The organism is Vibrio agarivorans, from assembly GCF_030409635.1.
In the GTDB taxonomy this organism is placed as follows: Bacteria; Pseudomonadota; Gammaproteobacteria; order Enterobacterales; family Vibrionaceae; genus Vibrio; species Vibrio agarivorans.
Genome location: NZ_JAUFQF010000002.1, coordinates 236,455 through 262,073 on the forward strand (window position 1 = coordinate 236,455; position 25,619 = coordinate 262,073).

14 protein-coding genes are annotated in these 25,619 nt (G+C 46.0%); 8 read left to right on the forward strand and 6 right to left on the reverse strand.

Features of this window, described 5'->3' with window-relative positions; all coding sequences use genetic code 11:
* Window positions 1-5: 5 nt before the first annotated feature.
* The 5 genes from QWZ05_RS06630 to QWZ05_RS06650 form a co-directional block, all read right to left on the reverse strand.
* Window positions 6-1,430, reverse strand: a complete 1,425-nt coding sequence (locus QWZ05_RS06630; protein ID WP_290297443.1) for a M48 family metalloprotease — start codon at window positions 1,428-1,430, stop codon at window positions 6-8.
* A gap of 518 nt (window positions 1,431-1,948) precedes the next feature.
* Entirely contained in the window at window positions 1,949-3,607 is a 1,659-nt protein-coding gene (locus QWZ05_RS06635; RefSeq protein ID WP_290297446.1) for a flagellar assembly protein A, read from the reverse strand.
* A gap of 406 nt (window positions 3,608-4,013) precedes the next feature.
* Window positions 4,014-6,026 carry a tRNA(Met) cytidine acetyltransferase TmcA domain-containing protein gene (locus QWZ05_RS06640; protein WP_264876141.1) on the reverse strand — a complete coding sequence of 671 codons (2,013 nt, stop codon included), beginning with the start codon at window positions 6,024-6,026 and terminating at the stop codon, window positions 4,014-4,016.
* Window positions 6,027-6,120: 94 nt separating this feature from the next.
* Window positions 6,121-7,089, reverse strand: a complete 969-nt coding sequence (locus QWZ05_RS06645) for a ParB/RepB/Spo0J family partition protein (protein ID WP_264876142.1) — start codon at window positions 7,087-7,089, stop codon at window positions 6,121-6,123.
* A 6-nt stretch (window positions 7,090-7,095) separates the two neighbouring features.
* On the reverse strand, window positions 7,096-8,313 hold the full coding sequence (locus QWZ05_RS06650) for a ParA family protein (protein WP_264876143.1): 1,218 nt from the start codon (window positions 8,311-8,313) through the stop codon (window positions 7,096-7,098).
* A gap of 1,398 nt (window positions 8,314-9,711) precedes the next feature.
* Between QWZ05_RS06650 and QWZ05_RS06655 the strand changes: the two genes are divergently transcribed.
* The 5 genes from QWZ05_RS06655 to QWZ05_RS06675 all read left to right on the forward strand — a co-directional run bounded on the left by QWZ05_RS06655 (window position 9,712) and on the right by QWZ05_RS06675 (window position 14,887).
* A complete protein-coding gene (locus QWZ05_RS06655) occupies window positions 9,712-11,682 on the forward strand; it encodes a replication initiator protein RctB domain-containing protein (RefSeq protein ID WP_264876144.1) in 1,971 nt (656 codons plus the stop codon).
* A 736-nt stretch (window positions 11,683-12,418) separates the two neighbouring features.
* Window positions 12,419-12,616, forward strand: coding sequence for a hypothetical protein (locus QWZ05_RS06660; RefSeq protein WP_264876145.1), 198 nt, complete (start codon window positions 12,419-12,421; stop codon window positions 12,614-12,616).
* Between the two features lie 162 nt (window positions 12,617-12,778).
* On the forward strand, window positions 12,779-12,985 hold the full coding sequence (locus tag QWZ05_RS06665) for a DUF3283 family protein (RefSeq protein WP_264876146.1): 207 nt from the start codon (window positions 12,779-12,781) through the stop codon (window positions 12,983-12,985).
* 113 nt (window positions 12,986-13,098) lie between these two features.
* A complete protein-coding gene (locus QWZ05_RS06670; protein WP_264876147.1) occupies window positions 13,099-13,815 on the forward strand; it encodes a YebC/PmpR family DNA-binding transcriptional regulator in 717 nt (238 codons plus the stop codon).
* Window positions 13,816-14,017: 202 nt separating this feature from the next.
* Window positions 14,018-14,887 (forward strand): NAD(P)-dependent oxidoreductase, encoded by an 870-nt coding sequence (locus QWZ05_RS06675; protein WP_290297450.1) that lies wholly within the window; start codon window positions 14,018-14,020, stop codon window positions 14,885-14,887.
* 166 nt (window positions 14,888-15,053) lie between these two features.
* Here the strand turns inward: QWZ05_RS06675 and malT are convergent, their stop codons facing one another.
* Window positions 15,054-17,762, reverse strand: a complete 2,709-nt coding sequence (gene malT, locus QWZ05_RS06680) for an HTH-type transcriptional regulator MalT (RefSeq protein ID WP_264876149.1) — start codon at window positions 17,760-17,762, stop codon at window positions 15,054-15,056.
* Window positions 17,763-18,322: 560 nt separating this feature from the next.
* Between malT and QWZ05_RS06685 the strand changes: the two genes are divergently transcribed.
* The 3 genes from QWZ05_RS06685 (at window position 18,323) to glgB (ending at window position 25,544) form a co-directional block, all read left to right on the forward strand.
* Window positions 18,323-20,776 (forward strand): glycogen/starch/alpha-glucan phosphorylase, encoded by a 2,454-nt coding sequence (locus QWZ05_RS06685; RefSeq protein ID WP_264876150.1) that lies wholly within the window; start codon window positions 18,323-18,325, stop codon window positions 20,774-20,776.
* Between the two features lie 129 nt (window positions 20,777-20,905).
* On the forward strand, window positions 20,906-23,086 hold the full coding sequence (malQ, locus tag QWZ05_RS06690) for a 4-alpha-glucanotransferase (RefSeq protein ID WP_290297455.1): 2,181 nt from the start codon (window positions 20,906-20,908) through the stop codon (window positions 23,084-23,086).
* Between the two features lie 271 nt (window positions 23,087-23,357).
* A complete protein-coding gene (gene glgB, locus QWZ05_RS06695) occupies window positions 23,358-25,544 on the forward strand; it encodes a 1,4-alpha-glucan branching protein GlgB (RefSeq protein ID WP_290297457.1) in 2,187 nt (728 codons plus the stop codon).
* Window positions 25,545-25,619 lie beyond the last annotated feature (75 nt).

Genomic DNA, 25,619 nt, shown 5'->3' on the forward strand with positions numbered 1-25,619 from the left:
CTTAGCTATTGGTTTGAGGTGTATGGCGCTTTGATGATCACTTTAAGGCTATCCCCCGCTTCGATGTCATCGACAGAGGCCAAGCCATTAAGAATCTCAACACCTTTGGTCTGCATTGGAGAATCAACACGCTTTAAGAGTTGTGAGATATTCTCGCCTTGTTGAACTTTGACAATCATCATCTCTCGCTGCTTGATGGATTGACGCTGTTTATCGGTGATCGGTTTAAAGCTCAAGGCACTCTCGCCTGTGGCAACGACCGTATCCGACTGGCTAACACTCATGATTTGGTAAGTCAGCTCGTCGACATCTAACCAATACTGATCAAGGAAAACTGGCTTGCCTTCTTTCTGATCTCTCACTTGCGCGTGATAAGTTTGCGTTCCCCAGTCGTTCTTATACTGAGAGATTTCAACTTTATAATCAAAACGCTGCTGCATGTATTGAGAAAACTGCTGAGACACCTGCTCGGCGTTGTAATCAGCGTTGACTAACGTCAGCGCGACCATTCCGGTTTGTGCCTTGTTGGCCGCTGCCACCGCATTCGGCTGATTGACTTTTTGCCACTCAGCTGGAAAGTGCATACTAAAGCCCAACTGCGGATGCAAATAGTCATCTTCGACGAACACACCTTTATCAGGGTTACTACCTAACAGCAGCCCATCAAGCTCCTGAACAAACTCACCGTCAGCAGGCGGAGCGAATGCATTGGAGAACTGTGTCGCCCATTGGTTCACGTGTTCTACGCGCTCTGGGGTGTACGGGTGGCTATCAAAATAACTTTTTTGTGCCTGCTGCTGAGTAGTAAACTCGACCGCTTCATTGAGGCGAGTCAAAATGACCCCCATCGCATACGGATTATACCCCGCCTTCACTGCCAGTCTGACACCCAACTCATCGGATTGCGTTTCATGACCTCGGCTATAACTCGCCATAAATAGGCCGCTGCCGACAGCCAAAGGTGCGTTAATCAACGCCCCGAGATCTTCACTGATGACACTACCGACGATATTGCCCGGCACCTGAGTTAAACCCGGAAGAATGCTACGCTTCATCTGCTTTACGGAGTGACGCTCAGTGACGTGAATAATCTCGTGTGCTAATACACAGGCCAATTCATCTTCGTTATTCATCAAAGCGAGTAATCCACGAGAAATGTAGATATACCCGCCCGGCAGTGCAAAGGCATTCGGTGTTGTGTCATCAACAATATGAAAAGAGAACTCGAACTCGGGATTCTCAAGTTGAGCCACTAGACGTTGCCCGACTTGATCGACATACTCATCTAACTGATGTTTTTGGTAGAGCCCCATTTGTGCTTCAACCATTTTAGAGTTCTGTTCGCCAACTGACTTATCATACTCAGGGCTAACGCTACACCCAGAGACAATTCCCGCACCAACAATTGCGACCGCTATTTTATTGTTCATTGTTATTCCATTTACTAACGTTGTTGCTCAGCCTTGAGTCTCATCTCAATTCACCGGGCTGATTATTGTTGTTTGAACCAAACCGAGTTTTCTTGGTCTCACTACTGTAGCAGCTCTTGCTACCGTTCATGTTTGTTTCTCTAATCTGTCACAGAATTGTCAATTTGGCGAGTGAATATAGAGACTCGACCGAGGTCGATAGTTAACTCTTTCAATTGAGAAAAGAGAAACGTATATAGCGAAAACGTGAACTAAATCGCGGAAACATCCTTCGATTACGATTAAATTCGAAGAGTAAATAAATTAGGTGCCAAAAATAATAAAAGGCATCAACCCTATGTCAGGAGGACATGATGAAGAAAATGAGACGCGCACAACTGCATCGCATTCGTATTCAATACTGGAAAGACTGCACTAAAGAGAGCAGCAACAATAAGAAATAGTCATTTCTTAACCCAACAAAAAACGCCCATTAGGGCGTTTTTTAGTTTCTGTGTGACTCGTTCTTGATTAAGCCGTTATATCGCTTCACTAAACGGAGAAGTGCGCTTAATTTTGTATTGGTTGAAGCTGAATATACTCGCGCCATGTTCCTTTGAGGTTGTCACCTTCTCGTCACCAAACTGAATCGTGACATGAGAGTAAACCTTTCCCTTAACCTCAACGGTATTATTCTCGAGCTTGTCTTCAAACTCTAGCTGGTGCAAGTCCAATGCGTTCTTAGCTGCGACCAGATTGTTATCTATCTCATTTTTAAACTGCTGTAATTCACGCTCTGCTTGTTCGGTTCTCTCAGCTTTTGGGATCTTCTTAAAGGCCATCTCTTTGCGAATCACTTCCATGGTTCGCTCTTGAGCCAATTTGTAGTTTGCTTTTAACGTTTCTGTCTGCTCTTTCTGCTGCTGAAAATTACTAAAGGCCATGATGTGAGTCGCGGTATTCCCCTCAACACCTAAGTTAACGCAAGTCAGTTTGTTGCCAATGTTCAACACACCGCCACCGACCGTACCTTGACGCTCTGTTCTATCCACCACAAGCAAATCATTGCCAGTCTGTATATCACTGTTTAAGCAGTGGATCTGTAATGAAATATCTTGAGCAGCTTTGACTTGGCAAAACTGAGCATAGTGGGCGGTAACAGAACCGCCACAAGACACACGACAACTTTTCTCTTCGCCTTCAGAAACATTATGCCCAATGATGCCTTTAGCGATCGTAATATCTCCCCCGGCACGGATGTTAGCTGATTCAACAAATCCACCAACGATGAGGTTGCCGGTCACATCGACCTGCATATCAGATTCTATGTTACCCGATACGATCACGCTGCCGTTAAACTGAACATGCCCAGACTCGACACCAATTGTCGCAACCTTCATGACATCATCAACTTCAACCGTGGTATCACGAATCAATGGTAAACCAGCTTTAGTGGCGACCAACACCTCCGGGTGATTTTTGCTAAACTGTGAGCCTTTACTCTCTTTTAGCTCGGTATTTTTACCTGGTTTTGGTTGGATTATATCGCCTAAAACCGTAATGCCTGGGCGACCGGCCGTTGCAGGTTCTCGCTTCATTAGTGGCTGCCCCACCTCAACAGTCAGAGCAACACCTCGGTCAAGCATATCGATTTTTCCAAGGTTCTCCTGCTCTGGCGTCTTTTTACTACTGCGCTGAATCAAGGAAATGAACTTGGCGTCTTTACCATGAATCGGTAAACGCCCCTGCGCGATAGGCTGAGTCACTTGCTCTCCGGGTTTCAACTGAGCACTCTTTAGCAGTAACTTCTTGAGCGCCGTTTTATTGATCCCTTTCTTAACGCCAGCAAACTGAATCACTTCAATCATTTTCTGTGGTGTTAGAGCCTCACCGCCGTAAGCTCCAGTACAAATCAAACTCGCGATTTGACAGTCTTGGGTAAAAGAAACCTCAAGCGTAGCATCAACACGCTGAGCAATTGAGATTCCAGCGCGAGCTTCCTTCTTGTCTTCTTTAGCGAAGTTGATAAAACTCTGCACGCCAGCTTCATCAATGCGCAAACTCGCGGCATCAATTTGGCTAAGCGCATCGTCTAAACCTTGCTGGCTAAAACTCGCTGGCACTCCCATTGAATCATCGGGAAGCATAGCGATAACTTGTGTCTTGTCATCTGACCAACTGAGAAAATCTGTCCACATACAACTGAGCAATATCATTCTATTTAGTACTTAGATATTAATCATTTATCGGGATGATATACATATTACTAATACAAAAGTCAGCGCTGCGTCACGCGTTGACGGGAGATTGGCGGTTTGGTTTAGGGAGGGGGGTTGAGGGATTTACAGTGTAAAGGGGGAAGGTTGAAGGTTGAAGGTTGAAGGTTGAAGGTTGAAGGTTGAAGGTTGAAGGTTGAAGGTTGAAAAAGATAGTCGTCGAAATAATTGTAGTGACAATAGATCACAAAAATATTTTAGAGGCAATTATGTCAATCACCTCTGTCCTTCAACCTCTTACCTATTATTGATCAAATTGAAAACTTGAAGCCTCTGAATTTACACTGTAAACCCCCACCACGTTTACACTGTAAATCACAGCACTGCTCTAACTCACTTGAAGCAGTTGTAGTACATCTTGGCGAATCTGCTTATCAAACTGTTTGCGACCAGTCAGCGAGAACCGTTGACAACATACTTCCACAGGTAAACGGCAGAGTATGTGCAGCAACAATAAATCTGAGCACGCCTGGCGTTGTTGTTTAGTCAGCGACGACAACCAGTCGTGCAGAACAAACGCACACGATTCGATGTTGCTTCCACCATTGGCGAAGTTGGTAACAAGTTGACGATCTGTAGCAACCGTGCTGTGCTTAGTTAGCGGCATGAGTTCACGAATCAGATCGGGAGCAAGATACTCACCTCGGTCAAGCATCCAATCAGGGGCTTGTCTTGGATAGTAATCCGTTCTGATAGCAGACGACAAAGACAATGCTCTGGCCATAATTAAAGAATAGGTACCACTTGCGGCATCTCTGGCGCTGCCTAGCTTTAATGGCTGAAACTGATTAGCCTGCCAAAAACGTACTAACTCGTTAGTCATACCAAAGCTGGTGGTGAGAGCCCCAGCTTCAGTTATCTGGCTTAATTGTTCGATCATCAAAGAGCCCAACCCCCTTCCCTGCCACTGCGGCTGAACAGCAATTCGCATCACTCGTTCACTCATGTGCAAGCCAAACTCATGCATACCTAGGTGCGTAATCAAAGAGGCACACACTAACTGACCTTTTGGCCGTCGACGGCCGAGGGCAATATCTGTAATCAACTCCTCACTCAACTCTCCTTCTTTGACCGTTAATAGACAACCCACCAGTTGTTGCTTGTTGTGCAATGTATAGAGTTGACTCTGTTTATCGCCAAGCAAGCTAAACAAGTCGTTCGGTGTCGTTTGGTAATGAGCATTGACTAACAAAGCAAACGCCTGACGTAACAAGTGCTTGTTCGCGAGCAGTTCAGTTGGCGAGTGTGACGAGAAGAGTAAATCATCAGGGCAGGTATCTGAGTCGACGTCGACTTGTTGTGACTCAGCATCCAATAGAAAACTAGCAAAAGCCCAAGATTCTAATGGGTCATTGCACTGCCACCGAATAGGCTGGGTAAGATGCATTTGACGCATGCCACTGCGCGTTTTTTTAAGCCAATCGACAAACTTAAGTGTGAAGCCTCTACCTGAGCCCTCATAACCATGAACGGTACTAGAGAAAGCAAGGCGGTGAAATCTCGTAACCATAGCCTCAAGCAGCGGCAAGGGAATTGCGGCAGCCTCATCGACCATGACAAAATCAAATTCTTTGCTAGTCCGCAGAAGCTCATCTGGAGCGATGAATTCTAGTGAGGAAGCACCGAACTCAAGTCGACCTTTGTTTTCGGCGGTTATATCGAGTTGCTGCTGAGCATGTGAAAACACTGGCTGAACTGATTTCAATTGCGGTGCTGTCACTGCTATACGGATTTGACGAGAAGCCATTAATCTCGCAGCCGCAATACCTAATGCGCTGCTTTTGCCACGACCTCGGTCAGCAGTAAGGACAAATGGACGTTTGCGATGACCTTCTACAACATTAACTAAGCGCTCAATCGCCTCATTTTGTTCCTCAAACATTGAAGCTGTGCTATCGCTACTATCGACTTGATAGTGTGGTAGAGAACAGGGTTGCGACTCATCGAGGACGATTAGTTGATTTAAACATTGAGCTAACCATTGCTGCGCTGGATTTGTTTGATCGCTTTGCCAAGGCCTGACTATCAGCACTCCCCCACCAACAAGAGCGCCTAATGCGGCAGTGAAACTATTGGCATCAAAGCCAGAAGAAAAGTCGACGACAAGAAGGTCGAGCTCTTGTCCCAGCAACTGCTCGCCTTTTTTGAAATGAATGCAGCGATGTGCCTCATCCCCTACTCCGCCAAGAAATGCGATACGTGGAGAGGAAAAATAGTCACTAAATGACTGCACCACCCGATCAGCCCATACCACTGAACCACAAAGATAGAAACCTAGGCGATGATGAGCAGTTTCAAGTTGAGCCATGAGTGTCGCGACAGGTAAATCAGATTTAGACATGGAATAGCAAAGCCTCAAATAACTTAAGCAAAGTTTACCTTAAGCAAGGCACAAAAAAAGCCGCTTTCGCGGCTTTCTTTATCAATCACTCAAATTAGAACTTACTCTCGATAAAAGCGAGGATATCATTCAGCGTGTCATCATCGACTTTCTTCATATTCAAAGACACAGCGTTGCCCTTACGTGAATATGAGACCTTACCTTTAACCAGATCCACCTTCTTGCTGCCAGGCTTTTGTGTCGGGTTCAGATCAGCAATCCACGCCTCAATCGTCTCAGAGACCTCTTTTGTTAAGCGCGCCACGCCTTGTGCTTCACTGCGTTGCCAAACTTGTTGGCCATCAGCATGACACTTGTCGAGCAATTGCTGCTGTTTTTCGCCACTCATTTCGTTGTATTGCTTGTGAAGCTTAACAATAGTTGGGCGGCCAAGCTCGGCTACATTTGGATATGCTTGTAGCAATTCGAGAGGCAAATCAGCGGCTTTTAATGCACCACTGACTAACGCTTCACTGCACTGGAAAATTTTCGCAAGCGCTTTTTGGTCTTCCGCTTCACCGCTTTGCAGTTTCGCTTGCATCTCTTTACCCTTTTCATACAAAGAGAGTGGCTTGTGCGCGTTAGCCACATCAGACAAGAACTTTGCGTGATGCTCATTGATGCCTTCAGCGACGTAAACTAAGAACTCTTTGCCTGCCAGAATACACGACATGCGACGGCGACTACCATCAAGCACCTCGATTTTTCCGTCTTCGTTACGTCGACCAACGGCTGGGTATTGCTGTCCACGTTCACGCAAAGTCGTCAGCACATCAGAAAGCGCGTGTTCGTTAAGGAACGATTGTTCACGCGCATTTTCGCTAAACACAACCGTTTGAGTTTCTACTTGATCAGCAGGAATACGCATCAACTCAAATGACACCAGCTCTTCGCCAGCAACAGAGAGTTCGATGACTTGTGCTTGTTCTTTCGCGGCCGCTTGCGCTTCTTGTGGTGTTGTTGCTCGGCGTTTATTCGCTTTACCGAACAATTTTGCATTGAGATCTGAAGTTTTAATTGCCATGTTTCATTACCCCTTGTTCAGTGAAGACCAGTGACCGTGAAGAACACGCTCGAGCTCTAATGCGCTCTTTTGAACCGCATCTTGAGCAACCGCAAGTGTTTTCTTACCACCTTCAAAATCGCCGGTTGTTAAATCAAAGACCGTACTATACGTATCAGCACAGGTTTCAAAGGCGCGGCTGCGTGGGATGGTGGCCATCATCACCTGATCACCAAGCAGATAGTTCATCTCGGTAAGCACAGAAACCTGCTTCTTGTTATCGTCTTCAAACATGGTTGGCATAAGACGAACAAACTCAAGGCCATTCCAATCTTCAGGGAACATCTCATAGACCGTAGGAAGATGCTGGAAGAAGTTCACCGTCGATGCCCAGTCAAGACGCTTTGCGGCACAAGGAATCAACAATGCGTTTGAGGCATACATCGCATTCCATACTAGCGGGTCAACGTGTGGACCAGTATCAATCATGATGACATCAAAATCGTCAGCAATCTTATCGATCAGCTTCTCTTTTAGCAGTTTAACGATATCCAAAGACTGGTTTTGAGACAGACTTTGCCACGCCTCAGCATTAAACATCGCATCTTCAGGGAATGCCGAAACCGTCTTTAAGTTTGGATATTGTGTTGGCAACAATACTGATTTACGTAAAAATTCGATATCAACTTCTGTCTCTTCAGGGACGTTATCCAACATGATATCAACTGCAGAATAGATATTGTCGTGTTCCGCAACACTAATTTCTGGATTAAGGAACAGTCGCAGTGAGCCTTGTGGGTCCAAGTCAATAAGACAGATGCGGTAGCGCTTATCTAAATTCAGCGCCAAGCACGCAGCCAAATGAACCGCTGTCATTGACTTGCCTGTACCACCCTTCTGGTTTTGAACGTTGATAATCCAAGGCTTGTTATCCTGGCTTTTCTTACGTTCATGAAACTTAGCGACACCGGCAGCATCCATCAGCATATGTGCTTCTTGGAGAGAGATAGAATAGTGATTTGCATTGTTTTTCGTGAACTGATGACCGTCAGCTTCTAGCTTAGAAATCGCATCGTCCAGTTTGCGTCGGGTTAAGCCAGAGCGCGTTTCCATCAATGCCTTTGACATCGGAGGAAAATGATCGTCACTACGCTCTTCCAAAATTATCTCAATACGATCTGCCTGAACCTGTTGGGTTTGTTCAGCCAGTTCATACAAATTCTCGATCGTTTGTTCTCTTTTCATCGCCAAGCTTCCGTAAGATTATACTTTGCCTATTGTACAGCGAAATAGAATACAATCAATTAAAAGGTGTACAAATTGATTGTGGCAGAAATCACATTAATTTAATGTCACATTGGTTTAATTATGAACACGATGATTTTTTCAGCTCAAAATATAATTTTTCAATCGGTTTTTTATCGATACTCAATCCTCAAAACACAACTACTTTTAAAATGTTACAGCATCACTTATTTACAATGTAAACGACTCATGTAAGCATTAACCTTCGGAACGATTCCAATCAACCGCTAAATTACGGCGCTTGCACTTTTGACTCTGTTTGATTAACGATTTGGATAATCACTTAGCGCTCATTACAAACAAACGGGTCTCTAACATGACCATCACGCGTAGCTTCTACACCCAAAACGCTTCACGCCAAAAAATAATCCCTGCGGTAATATTAGTTTTAGCGGGAGTGCCTATCTATATTTAGCACTGAAAGGAACGGTGAATCACACCGAAGCCTCTGAAAGCATGATCAAGGAGTTACCTTGATCATGCTTTCGTTCAAAAATCTATATGATGGAACAATGATCAAGGGAGTTGAGCCGCACAATGTCAATCTAGCTAACATCCTTAAAGGGTTTAAATTATCCCATGATCACGATCTTCTAACGGATCAATGATCAAGGGTAGAATCACTCTCGGAAGCATGTAAATCTCTGGCCAAATTACGGAAGAATGCTTGTCAATACTGGGTTTGTTTGAAAAACGCGTCCAATCCAAAGCAATAATGGCAATCGAAGTGGTTGAGGAAGCATAACATCGCATACCTTGATCATGTTTTCGAGAAGCTCAGCGGCACTGTTGAAGCTCAGTACACATGTAAGCGTGATCCACATGGGAACAGTTCGGTTGTTAAAAGGGAAAAAATAGCTCTATCTTACGTGCCTTGATCATCGTTTCGTGGTTATGAAAAGAGATCCGGTGCAAAAATATCACTACTATTGCTCTTTTTTAAATCACCAATGCCAAACAATTGACTTATTGGCGACCGACCTCTGTGGATAACTTGTGAAACAATGATGATCATGCTTTCTATACTCATTGATCATGTTTCCTGTGGCATCATGATCATGCTTGCGTCTACGTTTGATCATCGTTGCGGGTGGGTGATGATCACGCTTTCAGGGAATACTTGATCATAGTTCCGAAAGGTGATTGAACAATGTCGCTTAAAATCAATACCTTACAACAGAAAAAACAGCCAGATCATAAGATCATATTAATCAATATATATCAAAGGTATCAAAAAGATCAGTTTATAAAACAACAAGATTTTTCTTTATTTATGATCCAAATTTCTTTATCCTCACGGAACTATGGCAAACTTACGGATAAAGATAGTCTGATACTATGAGCACTGACGATAAAATATTGATCAAACTCCCGCGCACGCACAAAGGTGGTCACCTTTTTCAAGTATCAGAATCCGCCATTGAATGGATCGAACAATACCCACACTTTAAAGGTGTCACCAAAAGTATTGTTGAACTTCTTAATCTCATCGCGCTCCAGGGGATGCGCAGCAAAGATGGCTATGTTTCTACAACTGAACTTATCGATGCGACTGAAGGCGTGTTAACAAGAGCGGCAATACAACAACGCCTTCGTGCTGCAGTGAGCATAGGTTTATTTACTCAACATCGAGTCAAATTCGAAGAAGGCTTAGCGGGTAAAACAATGCTGCATCGCTTTGTGAACCCCAACTTACTGATATCAGCGCTTGGCAGTACAAGCTTGGTGACTGAAACCGCAAAACAAACAGAAAAACAGAAGCGCTCGAAAGCGTTGGCCCAAACGCAAGTTAATCGTCGGTTACTCACCGAACATGGACTCAATACGCCACCAGCCATGAAAGATGAGGCAGACCAATTTGTGGTATCACCAACCAATTGGGCCGGCATCATTGATCAAGCGTTAGCTCCACCACGTACACGCAAAAACTACCAAAAATCGATGGTTTCGATCTCTGGTACTCGCGCTGTGATCGAGACACGATCATCAAAAAATATCATGACGGTTGATGATCTCATGACCTTGTTTGCGTTGTTTACGTTGACGGTTCAGTATCATGATCACCACCGCGAGGCATATCAACTACATGGCGTTGCAGCCCCAAACAAAACACCGCTCTACATTACGGATATTCTCTCGTTGCGCGGCAAAAAAGACAGTGGACCAGCGCGCGACTCTATTCGTGACAGTATCGATCGTATTGAATTTACCGACTTTCAATTGCATGAGCTTACTGGCCGTTGGTTAAGTGAAAACATGCCCGAGGGCTTTAAAAGTGACCGCTTCCGCTTCCTTGCTCGAACCATAACCGCGTCAGAAGAAGCACCAACGGAAAATGCGGATGGTGAGATTCGTATCAAGCCGAACTTATATATTTTGGTTTGGGAGCCGTCGTTTTACGAAGAGCTCATGACCCGAGATTATTTCTTCTTGTTCCCACCAGAAGTGCTGAAACAGCATACCTTGGTGTTTCAGTTATACTCCTACTTCCGCAGCCGCATGTCCCGTCGTCATACCGACACCATGCTTTTGAGTGAGCTCAATCAGAAGTTGGCGCGCAATATTGAGTGGCGCCGGTTCTCAATGGATTTGATCCGTGAACTTAAGAAGTTGTCAAAAGGGGAGGGGAGCGACGATCATTTCTTAGTGAATTTGTGGGGTTACCATCTGACGATCGAGACGATCAATGAAAACGACAAGGTGATCGACTATCAAGTCGATATTAAATGTGATGTCGAAGAAGTATTGAGATTCTGTCGTGCCCGCACCACCAATGCAGGGAAGCGTAATATGGCGCCAACTCTGCCTAACCCGCTACGCAACGAAATGGTGACGAAGCAACAGTTGGATGAGCTTTCAACCGTGATTGATGGTGAGTTTGAGCCGATTCAACGAAAAACAGGCGCAAGCAAGGGCAAATTGGGGCGACGTGTTAAGCAGCGTAAGCACCTTGTGGAGATCAATGCTGACGAGATCACCATTACCTTAACTAAATATACCTCTCAGGAAGCGCTAGAACGCAGTATAGCAGCGTTATCGGCTATGACAGGTCATTCACCCTCTTCGATCAAAGAAGAGTGTCAGGGGCTCATAGAGAAGCTCGATTGGTTAAAGGTAAAAGATCAGGTATTGCCGTATGAAACGCTGAGTCAGCTCGTTGAGCTCTACAACAAACAATCTGACGCTAAGCACCTGACGATTGAACGCTTGATTGCTGGTCTTGCTGTGCGACGTAAGGTATGTAAGCAAGTATTGGATGGCCACCTCGATGAAGCCGTGTTCCGAGCGCTAGACGAGATGTCAGCCTAGATGTTTGTTTGCGAGAAGCAACGTTTAAGAGAACAACGCCGTTGGTATGAATCAAAGAGTGTGACAAGTGTAACAGCGTTTAATGTTTGAAATGACTGTTTACACTTGGCGATAAAAACAACCGTTTTCGTGCATTTCTCTGACATTTAACTGACATTACGACACCGGCTGCCTCCTAGTATAGAAAGCGAATAGACAACCTTTTGTCCTTTCTGATGAAATTAGATTGGCTCATATTGTTACATTCATTCTGAATAGTTCGCGAGTTCTTAGGAGCTCGCATTTTTTTGTCTCGTGTTTTCCCTCCCCATGGCATTCCTGCCACTTTGCTGTAATTGTTATTACTCTTGTTGTGCCTTCGTAGATTCAATGACGAGATCGTATTCTCCTTGATCATGCTTTCGTTATTTTGTGACTTACCTTGATCATCTTTCCGAACGAGAGTTAACGCACCGCTAGTCGAGGGTGAATATGCGTAGTAGTTCGTAGTGAGTAGAGAGCGCGATTTGAAGGCGTTGGAGCGAGAAAATGTGACACAGCGCTGATGATAAAACAAACAGCGTATTTTCGTAAATGTAATCGTGAAATTGACCCAACGCAAAGCAATATTGAGTGAATTGTCAGTTGAGTTTTGGAAGCGTAATCTCAGTCACAGAAAGAGAGAGAAAATCTTAACAAGGGAATCGTCATTTGCTACTGATTAGGTGTTGAAACATGGTTTTATCAGGAGGAAACAATGTCCATTAATTCTATTGACCATGATGAAATGTCAACCATCACTCATAAATGGGATCACGACAACATGCCTGACGATGTTCAGCCAACCAAGCAGGTGAAATGTGCGGAAGCTCGTCGTCGTATCGAAATGCTCAAGGAAATTAGAGAGAGCGGCCTCACAATGGAAGAGGCGAGAGAGTTAGGTTTGATCCATTAATCTTTCGAGGGTGGCGTTCACGTCACCCTTATTGTTTTTGTAGTGCCCCTTCAGTAATCGCTGTATGGAGACTACCGCCTAGATTTCAAACTCACACCTTTGGTTCACTTCCGTGTATACTGTGTGCCTTATGTACCAACTTGTCAGTGCGAGTAACCCGAAATGTCTCATAATTTGTCACTTTTAGACGCCAGCGCAAAAAATGTTATTGAGCTGGACAAGCAAGCTTCGTTTATCGTTTGGAAAGTCAAAAATGGCAAAGGAACCTTCGAGGAAGTTCAAAACCAGTTGGACAAATTGACCGATCCTGCAGAGCAAGAGACGTTTCAAGCATCAGTGATGAAATATCGTCAGATGATGGGTCTGTAAGGGTTGTTATTGGTCAAAGAACACCGAACTAAACGGTTTAGTTAATTGAAAAGGGCAATGGTTTTGCTAAAATCTTTGCCGTTAAAAATCGAAACACTAGAGAGAACATCCCGATGGGAAGAAGTTTTGAAGTGCGCAAAGCCTCAATGGCGAAAACTGCAGGCGCAAAAATTAAAGTTTATTCTAAGTACGGTAAAGAGATTTACGTTTGTGCAAAAAATGGCGGTTCTGATCCTGATATGAACCTATCGCTTAAGCACCTAATTGCAAAGGCGAAGAAAGACCAAGTTCCAGCACACGTTATTGATAAGGCACTAGACAAAGCGAGCGGTGGCGGTGGTGAAGATTACCAACCAGCGCGCTACGAAGGCTTTGGCCCAGGTGGCACTAGCGTGATCGTTGACTGTCTGACTGATAACGGCAACCGTACATTCCAAGATGTTCGCCAATGCTTTGTAAAAACAGGCGCGAAAATTGGTGTAGAAGGTTCGGTTTCTCACATGTTTGCTCACCAAGCGGTATTCCAGTTTAAGGGCGAAGATGATGAAGTGGTACTTGAAGCTCTGATGATGGAAGACGTTGATGTGACTGACGTTGAGCTAGAAGACGGTGTGATCACTGTGTTCGCTCCAACCACAGAGTTCTTCAAAACTAAAACTGCACTGAACGCGGCATTCCCAGATGTGACTCTTGATGTCGAAGAGATCACGTTTGTTCCTCAGACTCACACGCCAGTAGCTGGTGAAGATGCTGAGAAGTTCCAGAAGTTCCTGGACATGCTTGACGACTGTGATGACGTTCAACAGGTTTATCATAACGCTGAGCTTTAATCATTGCGGGCTGTCTTTGACAGTGAATCGCGTATGATAAGTTAATCTGGTATCAAAAATGCCCGCACAAGCGCCTTGCTTGTGCGGGCATTTTATTATGCGTCTCTTGACCAATAATATCTCAACAGTGCGTCTAGGCAGTGACATCGCTGCTCAATAGCGCTAACGTGTTGTAAACAAATCGACGATGAAAGGATTGGCAATGAAAGTTACTTTTCTTGGCTTAGGTGTCATGGGATTCCCTATGGCAGGGCACCTCACCAAAGCGGGCTTTGATGTGACAGTATTTAACCGCACTCACGCAAAAGCAGTTGCGTGGGGAGAAGCATTTTCTGGCCACGTGGCCTCAACGGTACAAGAGGCAGTGTGTGAAGCCGACGTGGTGTTGCTGTGTGTCGGCAATGACGATGATGTTCGTAGCATGACCACAAGTAAAAGTGGGGCGCTTCACTCCATGAAAGCGGGGGCAATTCTTGTTGATCATACAACGACGTCTGCCAGCCTAGCGGAAGAGCTCTCACAAGCGGCTCAGAGCCATTCTATTCGATTTATGGATGCACCAGTCTCAGGAGGCCAAGCCGGTGCGGAGAATGGCGTTCTGACGATTATGTGTGGTGGCGACCAAGCGTTGTTTGATGAACTGCAACCGGTTTTTTCTGCTTACGGTAAGTCGTCGGTGTTGATGGGTGCGGTAGGGCAGGGACAGCGCGCCAAGATGGTCAATCAAATTTGTATTGGTGGTGTATTATCTGGCTTGTCGGAAGGGCTTTTGTTAGCGGAAAAATCAGGTTTAGATATCGCGACTGTCGTTGACTGCTTAAAGCATGGCGCGGCGGGCTCTTGGCAAATGGAGAATCGCGGTGTCACCATGTCGCAAGATAAGTTCGATTTTGGCTTTGCGATTGATTGGATGATCAAAGATCTTGGTTTTTGTCTTGATGAAGCAGAGCGCCAAGGCGTCACATTACCTCTGACGGAAAAAGTGATTGCGCAGTATCGTCAGCTGAGTTCGCAAGGTGACAACCGAATGGATACATCGGTATTAATTCGCGCATTGCGCCAAGAGCAGTAAACAGTTTTACACTGTAAATGTGAGAAGCCTAAACAAGCTGAACCAAAGCGACTTTGACTTAGTCTTCAGCGTTTTGGGTCTTTCATGATCTCATCTTAAAAATGAACGAAAAAAAGAGCGCCAGCGAGTAACGCAGGCGCTCTTTCTATTTTTCGCTTCGCTATCTCTAATAGCCCATTAACTGCAGTAGGTTTTCTGCCGTGCGGATTGCCTCTTTGCGGTTGGCGATGTTGAGCTTTTGATACAAGTTGCGAATATGGGTTTTAATCGTTGTACCTGCGACATCCAGCTCTTGCGCAATCTGCTCGTTACTAAACCCAGAGTAGATCAGGCCAAGTACTTGCCACTCTCGCTGCGTGAGAGGGCTGGTGCGCACTAGTTCAGGAATATTTGGGTGATTGACCAGCTTCTCAACAAACTCTTCATCAAAGTGTACTGAGCGACTGCGCTGCGTGGTTGAGATGTCTTTCATCAGCTGCTGCGCTCGGTGACGCTCAAGATCCCCAAGTTCGGTCTTGTGGGTCAGTTTTTCAAGCAGGTGGCCAATTTTGCTGCCATCAACAAGGAAGTTACCCAAAATACCGGTTTGGTTGGTCATCTCTAAGGCGTACTTGAGCTTCGCTCGTGCTTCATCGTCTTCACCTTTGCTCGCAAGCAAAATAGTTTCGACAATTAGGTTACGGTTCGTATCCGTCACTAGCTGATGCTTATCTGCCTCTTGCTGCAGGAAGCTAAGCGTCTCTTGTGCTTGCTCAAACTCACCTAAGTTAATGTAGGCGCGTACGATATTGCGCCACTGTAACTGAGTAAAGTGGTTACACGCTTTATCTGGGCGAGTAGCAGTCTCTAGCCACTGCTGGATCGCACCACTGTCACCACGCGCCTGCCAGAAGAGCAGTAAGGAGAGTGAGGCATTCGCCGTCCAATCAACGTGGTAGGTGGATTGCTTCATCATGTGCTCGATTTGCTTGATGAACTTAGCTGCCTTATCAAGCTCACCACGACCAATCGCGATGCGTGCCAGCATAGAGTAGGAATGAAGGTGACGTGGGTCACTGTCGTTGCCAAGTACTTCAATCCCTTGGTAAGCACACACCTCAGCTTCATCCAATCGATTCCAGCACCACAACAGCTGTGAGCGGATACGCAGCAAGAACTCATTCATTGGCAATTGCTGAAGTTGATGCTCCTCAATGAGCTTAAAGGCGTTGTCTTGTACTTCGTAGGCCGCTTGAACGTAACCTTGAGCAATTAAGATCTCGCTCTGTTGCAGCATTGCCCACAACGCTTGATGGTAAACCTGATATTGACGAGCAAGCTTCTCTGTTTGTTGCATCATCGGCAGCGCACGACTGAGATGGCCAAGTACGTGGTTGACTTCGCCGACAACAGACGTGGCGACAATGCGGCTACGATATACCGTGTGATCAAGTTGACTGAGCGCCAGTTCCGCCAGCTCAAGTGCTTGCTCAGGCTGGTTTTGGTTAATCGCTACCTGTGCTTTTAGTGCATTAAGCTCACCTTGCTCTTTGGAGGATAGAGTGACATCGTACTCTTCCATGTGCTCAATCGCGGTGGTGAGCATGTCACCTACCTTGTTATAGCCATTGAGACTCTGCTCAACCCACGCTTGCAGCATCACGAGTTTCGGTACTGTGTAAAGCTGCTCTGGCGATAGGCTGCTGATCGCTTTTTCAAGGGACTCTAGCTCGCCTTGGTTGAACATCTTCCATCCGTGCTCACGCAGAATACCTGCCATTAGCTCAGTATCATTCGACATTTGAGCATGGCTGAGGGCGCGATGAGGCATACCTTGTTCTAGCCAAGCTTGCGCCGCTGCTTGGTGTAACTCTCCCTCTTTTTGTGGGATCCGTGCTTGACGCTCGTGAGCAAGAAACTCTGCAAACAGATTATGGAAGCGATACCAGTTGTGCTCTCCCTCAAGAGGGTAGACAAACAAACCATAGCGATTGAGAGACTCAAGCATGCTTAGTGCGTCTTCGCGCTTAGTCAAGGTGCAGACGAGGGTATCGTTGAAGTGATCCAGTACAGAACATTCCAACAAGAACTGGCGTGTCTCTTGATCAAGAAGATCGAAAACTTCCTCAATCAGATAGTCCCAAAGATGGGCGTGATTGAATTGTGAAACTGACTCAGCCGATTGTACTAAGGTACGCTGTTGGTGCTGAGCTTGTAAAGCGATCAACTGCAGCGCAGATGGCCAGCCTTCCACATAGGTGCGAAGGCTATTCGCAGTTTGATCGTCAATGCCATCATCTACTCGCTGATTGAAGAAACGTGTCGTCTCTTCAGTATCAAATGCGAGCAGCTCGTTGCCAATCTCAATCATCAGGTCACGAACGCGCAGGTTAGCGGTGCCCAATGGCGGTGCAGATCGGCTTGTGACCACTAGCGTGAGATTGTCAGGCATATGTTTAAGGAAAAAGCGCATCGCTTCATGAATTTCGTCATCATTAATGAGATGGTAGTCATCGATAACAATGTAGCTCTCTTGATAAAAGTCAGAAAGCTCAGTGAAGACTTCACCAAATAGTGAATGCAATGATGAGAACTGGCGCTTCTCAGCCAGTTTTTGAGCATTTGGACAGCAGTTATCTGTCGCTTTGTTCAGCGCTTGCAAAAAATAGTTAATAAAGCGAAATGGGTCGTTATCACTCTCATCTACGCTATACCAACCGACATGCGTTTTATCTGCTAGCCACTGAGCTGCCATTGTGGTTTTACCGTAGCCAGCTGGCGAACGGAACAGTACTAATTTGTAGCAGTTAGCTTCTTGCAGCAAGTCTAAAACTCGTGGGCGTAGAATCGCGTTATGTAATCGGCCCGGGCGAGTTAACTTTGATGGTATCCACATCTTATTCTTACCCTGATTTATCCAATGCACCGTTAACGGTGTCTCTATTTATTCGTCATACGTGCCTAAAAGTAGGATGGTATGACTGGGTATCGTCATGTTACTGAAAGAAAAACGCGAATGGCATTGATCCAACCCTCGTTTTCGCTCGCAATTCGTACATCTGGTACAACTACGCCCCATATCTGTGGGCTTGGTCACAAAATGTAGTCATTTGTTCACTATTATTGAAATCGATTGCACTGCTTATTAGCACAAAAGTGATGGCTCGATAAATATTTGTGACCAAGGTTATAAAAATCCCGATAACTCTAAAAAGGTTAATTTTTCTGTCATCGTTTACGGTTGTTTATAAAACGACCATGAGTGTGATCCGGTTCAACACAAATTTGAGCAAATCGAGTGTCAGTGAGAGTTAGATCACTTTATTTGCAAAGTAATAGGCTCTACGCCCTGTGCTCTCCTCCTATCCTCCACCCTATACGGGAGGATGTTTTGAAATAGGGGACAATGCACGATATATCGTAGATGGATTAAAACCAATAAGTGAGATTTCTCTAATGAAACCTACTCAACAGAAAAACTTTGACAAAGCTGCATTCCAAGCAGATGTTAAAAAACACCTTTCAGCGACTTACGCGACAACAGTAGAAACAGCTTCTCCTCGTGCATGGTACCTAGCAATGGGCCGCGCACTAGCAGAACTAACAACGCTTGACTTGCTACAAACAGAGCAAGACCCAAAAATCAAACAAGCGAAAAGCGTTAACTACCTTTCACTAGAGTTCCTTATTGGCCGTTTGACAGGTAACAACCTGATCAGCATGGGTCTGTACGAGCAGATCACTGAAGCGATGGAAGAGCTAGGTCAAAACCTAACAGATCTTCTAGAAGAAGAACGTGACCCATCACTAGGTAACGGTGGTCTAGGTCGTCTAGCAGCATGTTTCATGGATTCTTGTGCTGCACAAGAATACCCAACTGTAGGTTACGGCCTGCACTACGAATACGGTCTATTTAAGCAGTCATTTGAAGATGGCCGCCAGAAAGAAGCACCAGACGCATGGCGTGGTGTTGAGGGTTACCCTTGGGAAGTGGCTCGTCCTGAACTTGCTCAAGAGATCGGTTTCTTTGGCCGCGTAGAAGTGGTTAACCAAGGCGGCAAAGAAGTCCGCAAATGGGTACCAGGCATGACTGTGAAAGCAATGCCATGGGATCTACCTATCGTAGGTTACGAGTCAGAAACAGTGTATCCACTGCGTCTTTGGGAATGTCAGGCTCTTGCGCCTTTCTCTCTAGAGAGCTTCAACAACGGTGACTACTTCGAAGCTCAGCACGCACTGATCGATGCAGGTAACATCACGAAAGTTCTTTACCCGAACGACAACCACGAGAAAGGTAAGACTCTGCGTCTAATGCAGCAGTACTTCCACTCAGCAGCATCGGTACGCGACATCCTACGTCGCCACGAAGCAGCAGGTTACACACTAGCGGATCTTCCTAAGCAAGAGACTATCCAGCTTAACGATACACACCCAACTATCGCTATCCCAGAATTGATGCGCATCCTTCTTGATGAGAAAGGCCTATCTTGGGAAGAAGCATGGGAAATCAGCTCGCACACATTCGCGTACACAAACCACACTCTATTGCCAGAAGCACTAGAGACTTGGTCTGAGTCGCTAATTCAGCGTCTACTTCCTCGTCACATGGAAATTATCTTTGAAATCAACCACCGCTTCCTACAAGAAGTACGTGCAATGTGGCCTGGTGATGGTGAGAAGCAAGCTAAGCTTTCTATCATCCAAGAAGGTTTCCACCGCATGGTTCGTATGGCTAACCTATGTGTTATCGGTTCATACGCAGTTAACGGTGTAGCAGCACTTCACTCTGAGTTGGTGAAAGCTGACCTATTCCCAGAGTTCCACGAGATGTACCCAACTCGTCTACACAACGTAACGAACGGTGTGACACCTCGTCGTTGGTTGAAATTCTGTAACCCAGGTCTATCGGCTCTTATCACTGAGAAGATTGGTTCTGAGTGGCCAGCTAAGCTTGAACAGCTAGAAGGCATTGCGGAATTTGCTAACGATGCGAAATTCCAAAAAGAGTACATGGCTGTTAAGAAACAGAACAAACAGCGTCTAGCGGATTGGGTTAAAGAGAACATGGGTATCGAGCTAGATACGAATGCTATCTTTGACGTGATGATCAAGCGTCTGCACGAGTACAAGCGCCAGCAGCTTGATTTGCTACACGTGTTGTCTCTATACCACCGCCTACTGAATGACCCAACGTTTGATATGACGCCACGCGTTGTATTCTTCGGCTCGAAAGCGGCGCCAGGTTACCACTTAGCGAAAGAGATCATCTTTGCGATTAACAAGGTTGCTGAGAAAGTAAACAACGACCCTCGCCTAGGCGGTAAGCTGAAAGTGGTATTCATCCCTGACTACCGTGTAAGCATGGCTGAAATGTTGATCCCAGCGGCTGACGTTTCTCAGCAAATCTCTATGGCAGGTAAAGAAGCATCTGGTACGGGTAACATGAAGATGGCGCTTAACGGTGCCCTAACTATCGGTACGATGGACGGTGCTAACGTTGAGATCCGTGAAGAAGTAGGCGATGAGAACATCTACATCTTCGGCTTAGATGTTGATGGTGTGAAACGCACACAAGCGGCAGGTTACAACCCATACGACTACTACAACGCTGACCCACTATTGAAAGCATCTCTAGACCTACTACTAGGTGATGAGTTCACTCCAGGTCAACCAGGTCTACTACGTGCAACATACGACAGCCTACTAGATGGCGGTGACCCGTACCTATGTCTTGCTGACTTCGCGTCTTACGTGAAAGCTCACGAAGATATGGACGCGCAATACCGTGACCAAGCAGGTTGGGCGAAGAAAGCGATTCTAAACACGGCGCTAGTTGGCAAGTTCAGCTCAGACCGTTCGATTCGCGACTACGTGAACAACATTTGGAAACTAGAAGCGGTTAACCGTTAATTTCCAAAGTACAAAGATTAGCCAAGGCAACCGCCTTGGCTCTTCTGTCACTATTGAAGATATTTTTAGACTAACATTTTGTTAGTCAAACCCTACAGGATGAAGGTTAGCAGTCCTTCGGAGAGAGCGATGAAAGAACAAAGTGCACTAAAACAAGTCGCTGAAATGGCGCGATTGGCTGATAGTTACGTCAGTGCTTGGGGAGATGAGGCTAAGGTGGAAGAAGATACCTTACGTCGTCTACTTGCTTCCCTAGGTTACGACACTACAAATGATGAGACTTTGCTAAAGTCTGCAGAGAAAAAACATAAAAAAGACGTACTTGACCCAGTTCTAGTGCTACGCAGCGGAGAGCCAGTAGAAGTACCTCTTTACCTAGGTACAAGCGCGCGTGAAAGCGAGTTTAGCTGGTCATTAACAACGGAAGAGGGTGAGGTACTAGAAGGTTACCTACAGTCGCAAGTTGTTCGTGATGAGCGTGCGGAAGGTGGTCCATTGGTATTTGCTTTACCAAGCAACCTACCTTGGGGTTACCACAAGCTAGAGATCTCTCGCAAACGTCGTAAATCTCCATACTGCATGACGCTGATTATCACGCCGAAAGCGTGTTTCAAACAGCCAGAAATGGAATCGGGCAAAAAAATGTGGGGCCCGAGTGTTCAGCTTTACACACTACGTACACAACACAACTGGGGTATCGGTGATTTCGGTGACCTAAAACAGTTGGTGGCAGATATCGCATCACGTGGTGGTGATTTTGTGGGTCTGAACCCAATTCATTCACTATTCCCAGCTAACCCAGAAGGTGCGAGCCCATACAGCCCGTCTTCTCGTCGCTGGTTAAACATCATGTATATTGATGTGAGCTCTGTACCAGAGTTCTCTCTAAGTGCAGAAGCACAGCAGCAAGTTGGCAGCGCAGAGTTCCAAAAGCGTCTTCAAGAAGCGCGTGATGCTCACTGGGTGAACTACTCAGAAGTATCAGCGATGAAGATGAGCATTCTGCCATTGCTATTTAATGAATTTAAATCTCGTCACCTAGACAAAGGCACAGACCGCGCGAAAGAGTTTGAAGCATTTGTTGCAGAAGGGGGCGATAGCTTAGTACACCAAGCGGCATTTGATGCGCTGCACGCTGAGTTGCACGCAGAAGATAGCAACATGTGGGGCTGGCCGGTATTCCCTGAGAAATACCGTCACTTCGAAAACAGTGCCGTTCAAAAGTACATTAAAGACAACCAAGATCGCGTTAACCTATACATGTATCTACAGTGGGTTGCGGATACTCAAATTAACGAAGCTCAGACGCTAGCGGAAGAGAAGGGCATGTCAGTTGGCCTTTACCGCGACCTAGCGGTGGGTGTGGCTGATTCTGGCGCAGAAACTTGGGCTGATGATGGCAACCTTGTAATGGACGCAAGTATCGGTGCGCCACCGGATATTCTTGGTCCTCTTGGCCAAAACTGGGGTCTACCACCTCTAAACCCTCAAGCGCTACAAGCAACCAGCTATGATGCCTATATCAAGCTGCTGCGTGCCAACATGAAGCATTGTGGTTCACTGCGTATTGACCACGTATTAGGTCTTCTACGCCTTTGGTGGATTCCTAAGGGTGAGAACGCAACAAACGGCGCTTACATCTACTACCCGGTAGAAGATATGCTAGCAATCCTAGCACTAGAGTCGCACCGTCATGAGTGTTCAGTGATTGGTGAAGACTTGGGTACAGTACCTGATGAAATCGTAGGTATCCTGCGTGATGCTGGCGTTCACTCATACAAGGTATTCTTCTTCGAAACATCTGAAGATGATGGTGGTTACATCTCACCAGAGCACTACGCGAATCAATCTATGTCGGCACTGTGTACGCACGATATGCCAACACTGCGTGGTTTCTGGCACTGTGATGACCTGAAAATGGGTCGTGAGCTCGGTCTATACCCGAATGAGCAGCAGCTAGAAGGTCTGTTCGCTGATCGCTTGAAGAGCAAGCAGGGTATTCTAGACTCAGTGGCTTGGCACGGCTACTTGCCTGAAGGCGTAGGCCGTGACGCACAGTACGTACCGATGGACACCATGCTAGCGGAAGCGCTGCAACTTCATGTTGCATCGGGCTCTTCAACGCTGCTCAGTGTTCAGCTTGAAGATTGGCTAGAGATGGACAAACCTGTCAACATCCCTGGCACTGTCGACGAGTACCCGAACTGGCGTCGTAAGCTGTCGATGAACCTGGATCAGATCTTTGGTCGCGACAATGTAAACCGCTTAGCAAAACGCCTAACAGAAGTGCGCGCTGAGGCGAGTAAATAGTCACTGTTGAACAGAAATTTCGGTTAGGTCACTCTAATAGTAGTATTTATTAGGTAAACTGACCGGACGCTAATTTTAGACCCGCTTTTAGCGGGTCTTTTTTTTGCCTAAATTTGAATATTTACTCAAATATTAGGCGCATTATAACAACGTAAAAAAGAACAAGGGCTTGCCACTACCACCGTCAAATACTCTTTTGGGAAAAGTGTTTGCCAAAGACCAAAGGTAGAGCTGTTTTAGGTCATGTTCGACAGGTCTAGGAGAGAAAAAATTGAAGAGCGAAGGGCTTAAGGATATTGCGCTTGCATACAATCAGTTAGAAGACGCATCGTACGCGGATCCATTTTCATTTATTGGTCCGTTTCTAAGCGCAGAAGAGGGGAGTTTGCGCGTTTGGATGCCAGGAGCGTCGGGTGTAGAAGTTATCCTAGATGACGGCACACGTCTGCCAATGGCTCGAGAAGAAGCGTCAGGTTTTACACTACAACAACCATTTGATCTTCATCTGCAACACTATCAACTTGCGGTGGATTGGAGCGGCACAGAGCAGGTGCTCGACGATCCATACCAATACCATTCGTTGTACGCAGAGTTTGAAGATCTTCATACACCGAAATCAATGTATCACTACCTAGGAGCGCAATTTATCTCTCTAGAGCGTGGTGGCGAACAGATTTCTGGTACCCGTTTCTTAGTCTATGCACCACACGCAACAGCGTGCAGCATTGTGGGCGATTTCAACCAATGGGATGGTCGTCGTAACCCGATGCAGCGCCTAGACTATGGGATTTGGGGGATCTTTATCCCGAATCTACCTGAAGGCTCTCAATATAAGTTTGAGATGAAAGGCCCAGATGGTAAAGGCTTGCCACATAAAGCTGACCCATGGGGTTTCCATTCAGAGCAATACCCATCTTTTGCTTCACTGACTTACGATCACAATCGTTATCAGTGGAACGACAGTGACTGGCAAACGCGTCCAGTGACAGAAAAACGCAAAGAAGCGCTGTCTTTCTATGAGTTACACGCCGGATCTTGGCGTCGTGACGAAAACGGTGACTTCCTAAACTACCGCGATCTTGCGGATCAATTGGTACCGTATCTGGTTGATCTTGGTTATACCCATGTTGAATTGATGCCAGTATCAGAACACCCGTTCTATGGTTCATGGGGCTATCAACCTGTCGGTATGTTTGCACCAACCAGTCGTTTTGGTTCGCCAGATGACTTTAAGTACTTTGTCGACGAGTGTCATAAAGCGGGCTTAGGTGTGGTCCTTGACTGGGTGCCTGCGCACTTTCCGTCGGATGATCACGGTTTAGCGAACTTTGATGGAACACCACTGTTCCACGATCCAGACCCGCGCCGTGGTTGGCATCAAGATTGGAACTCATACATCTACGATCTCGGTCGAGAGCATGTACGTCGCTTCCTTGTTTCCAATGCACTGTATTGGTTTGAGCAGTTCCATATTGATGGTATTCGTGTTGATGCTGTGGCGTCCATGCTGTATCTAGACTACTCGCGCAGCCACGATCAGTGGATCCCTAATATCGACGGTGGTCGTGAGAACTACGATGCGATTGCGACACTTAAGTGGATGAACGAAGAGGTGTACAAACACTTCCCGAATGCCATGACCATTGCCGAAGAATCAACGGCATTCCCTGGTGTATCAGCACCAACTTTTGCTGGTGGCTTAGGCTTTGGTTTTAAGTGGAACATGGGTTGGATGCACGACAGTCTTTCTTATATCAAAGAAGATCCTGTTCATCGTAAATATCACCACAACACACTCACGTTCCCACTGATCTATGCCTTCAGTGAGAACTACGTATTGTCTCTGTCACATGATGAAGTGGTCTATGGTAAAGGCTCAATCATCGATAAGATGCCGGGCGATGAGTGGCAACAAACAGCGAACTGCCGCGCTTACTATGGCTATATGTATGGTCAGCCTGGTAAAAAGCTCAACTTTATGGGTGCAGAGCTGGGTCAAACCGCAGAGTGGAATCATGACGATCAGTTGCAATGGTTCTTGCTTGAGTTTGCACGTCATAAAGGGATGCAAAGCTTAACTCGTGACTTGAACTTGCTGTATCGCAATGAGAAAGCGCTACATGAATTGGATGCCGATCCACGTGGCTTTGAGTGGCGTTTGCAAGATGAAGCGGACCGCAGTGTGATTGCGCATGAGCGTATTAGTGAAGACGGTGAGCGCATTCTGGTGATCAGTAACTTTACACCTGTACCACACTCAAGCTTCCGCCTAGGTATGCCAGTTGAGGGTACTTATGAGCTGGTGTTGAGTACGGATGACACCAAGTACGACGGTAGTGGCTTTGATGTCGTCGCAGCAGCGTCTACGGAGGCGGTAAAATCAGAGGGGCTGGCTCAGTCTATCGAGATTGCACTTCCACCGCTATCAACGCTGTTCTATAAGCTAAAGTCTCAATAGACTCGTTAGTTTAGACAATTTGATTGAAAACAGTCGCCCTGACTCTTCTGAGTTTGGGCGACTTTTTAGTTTGGT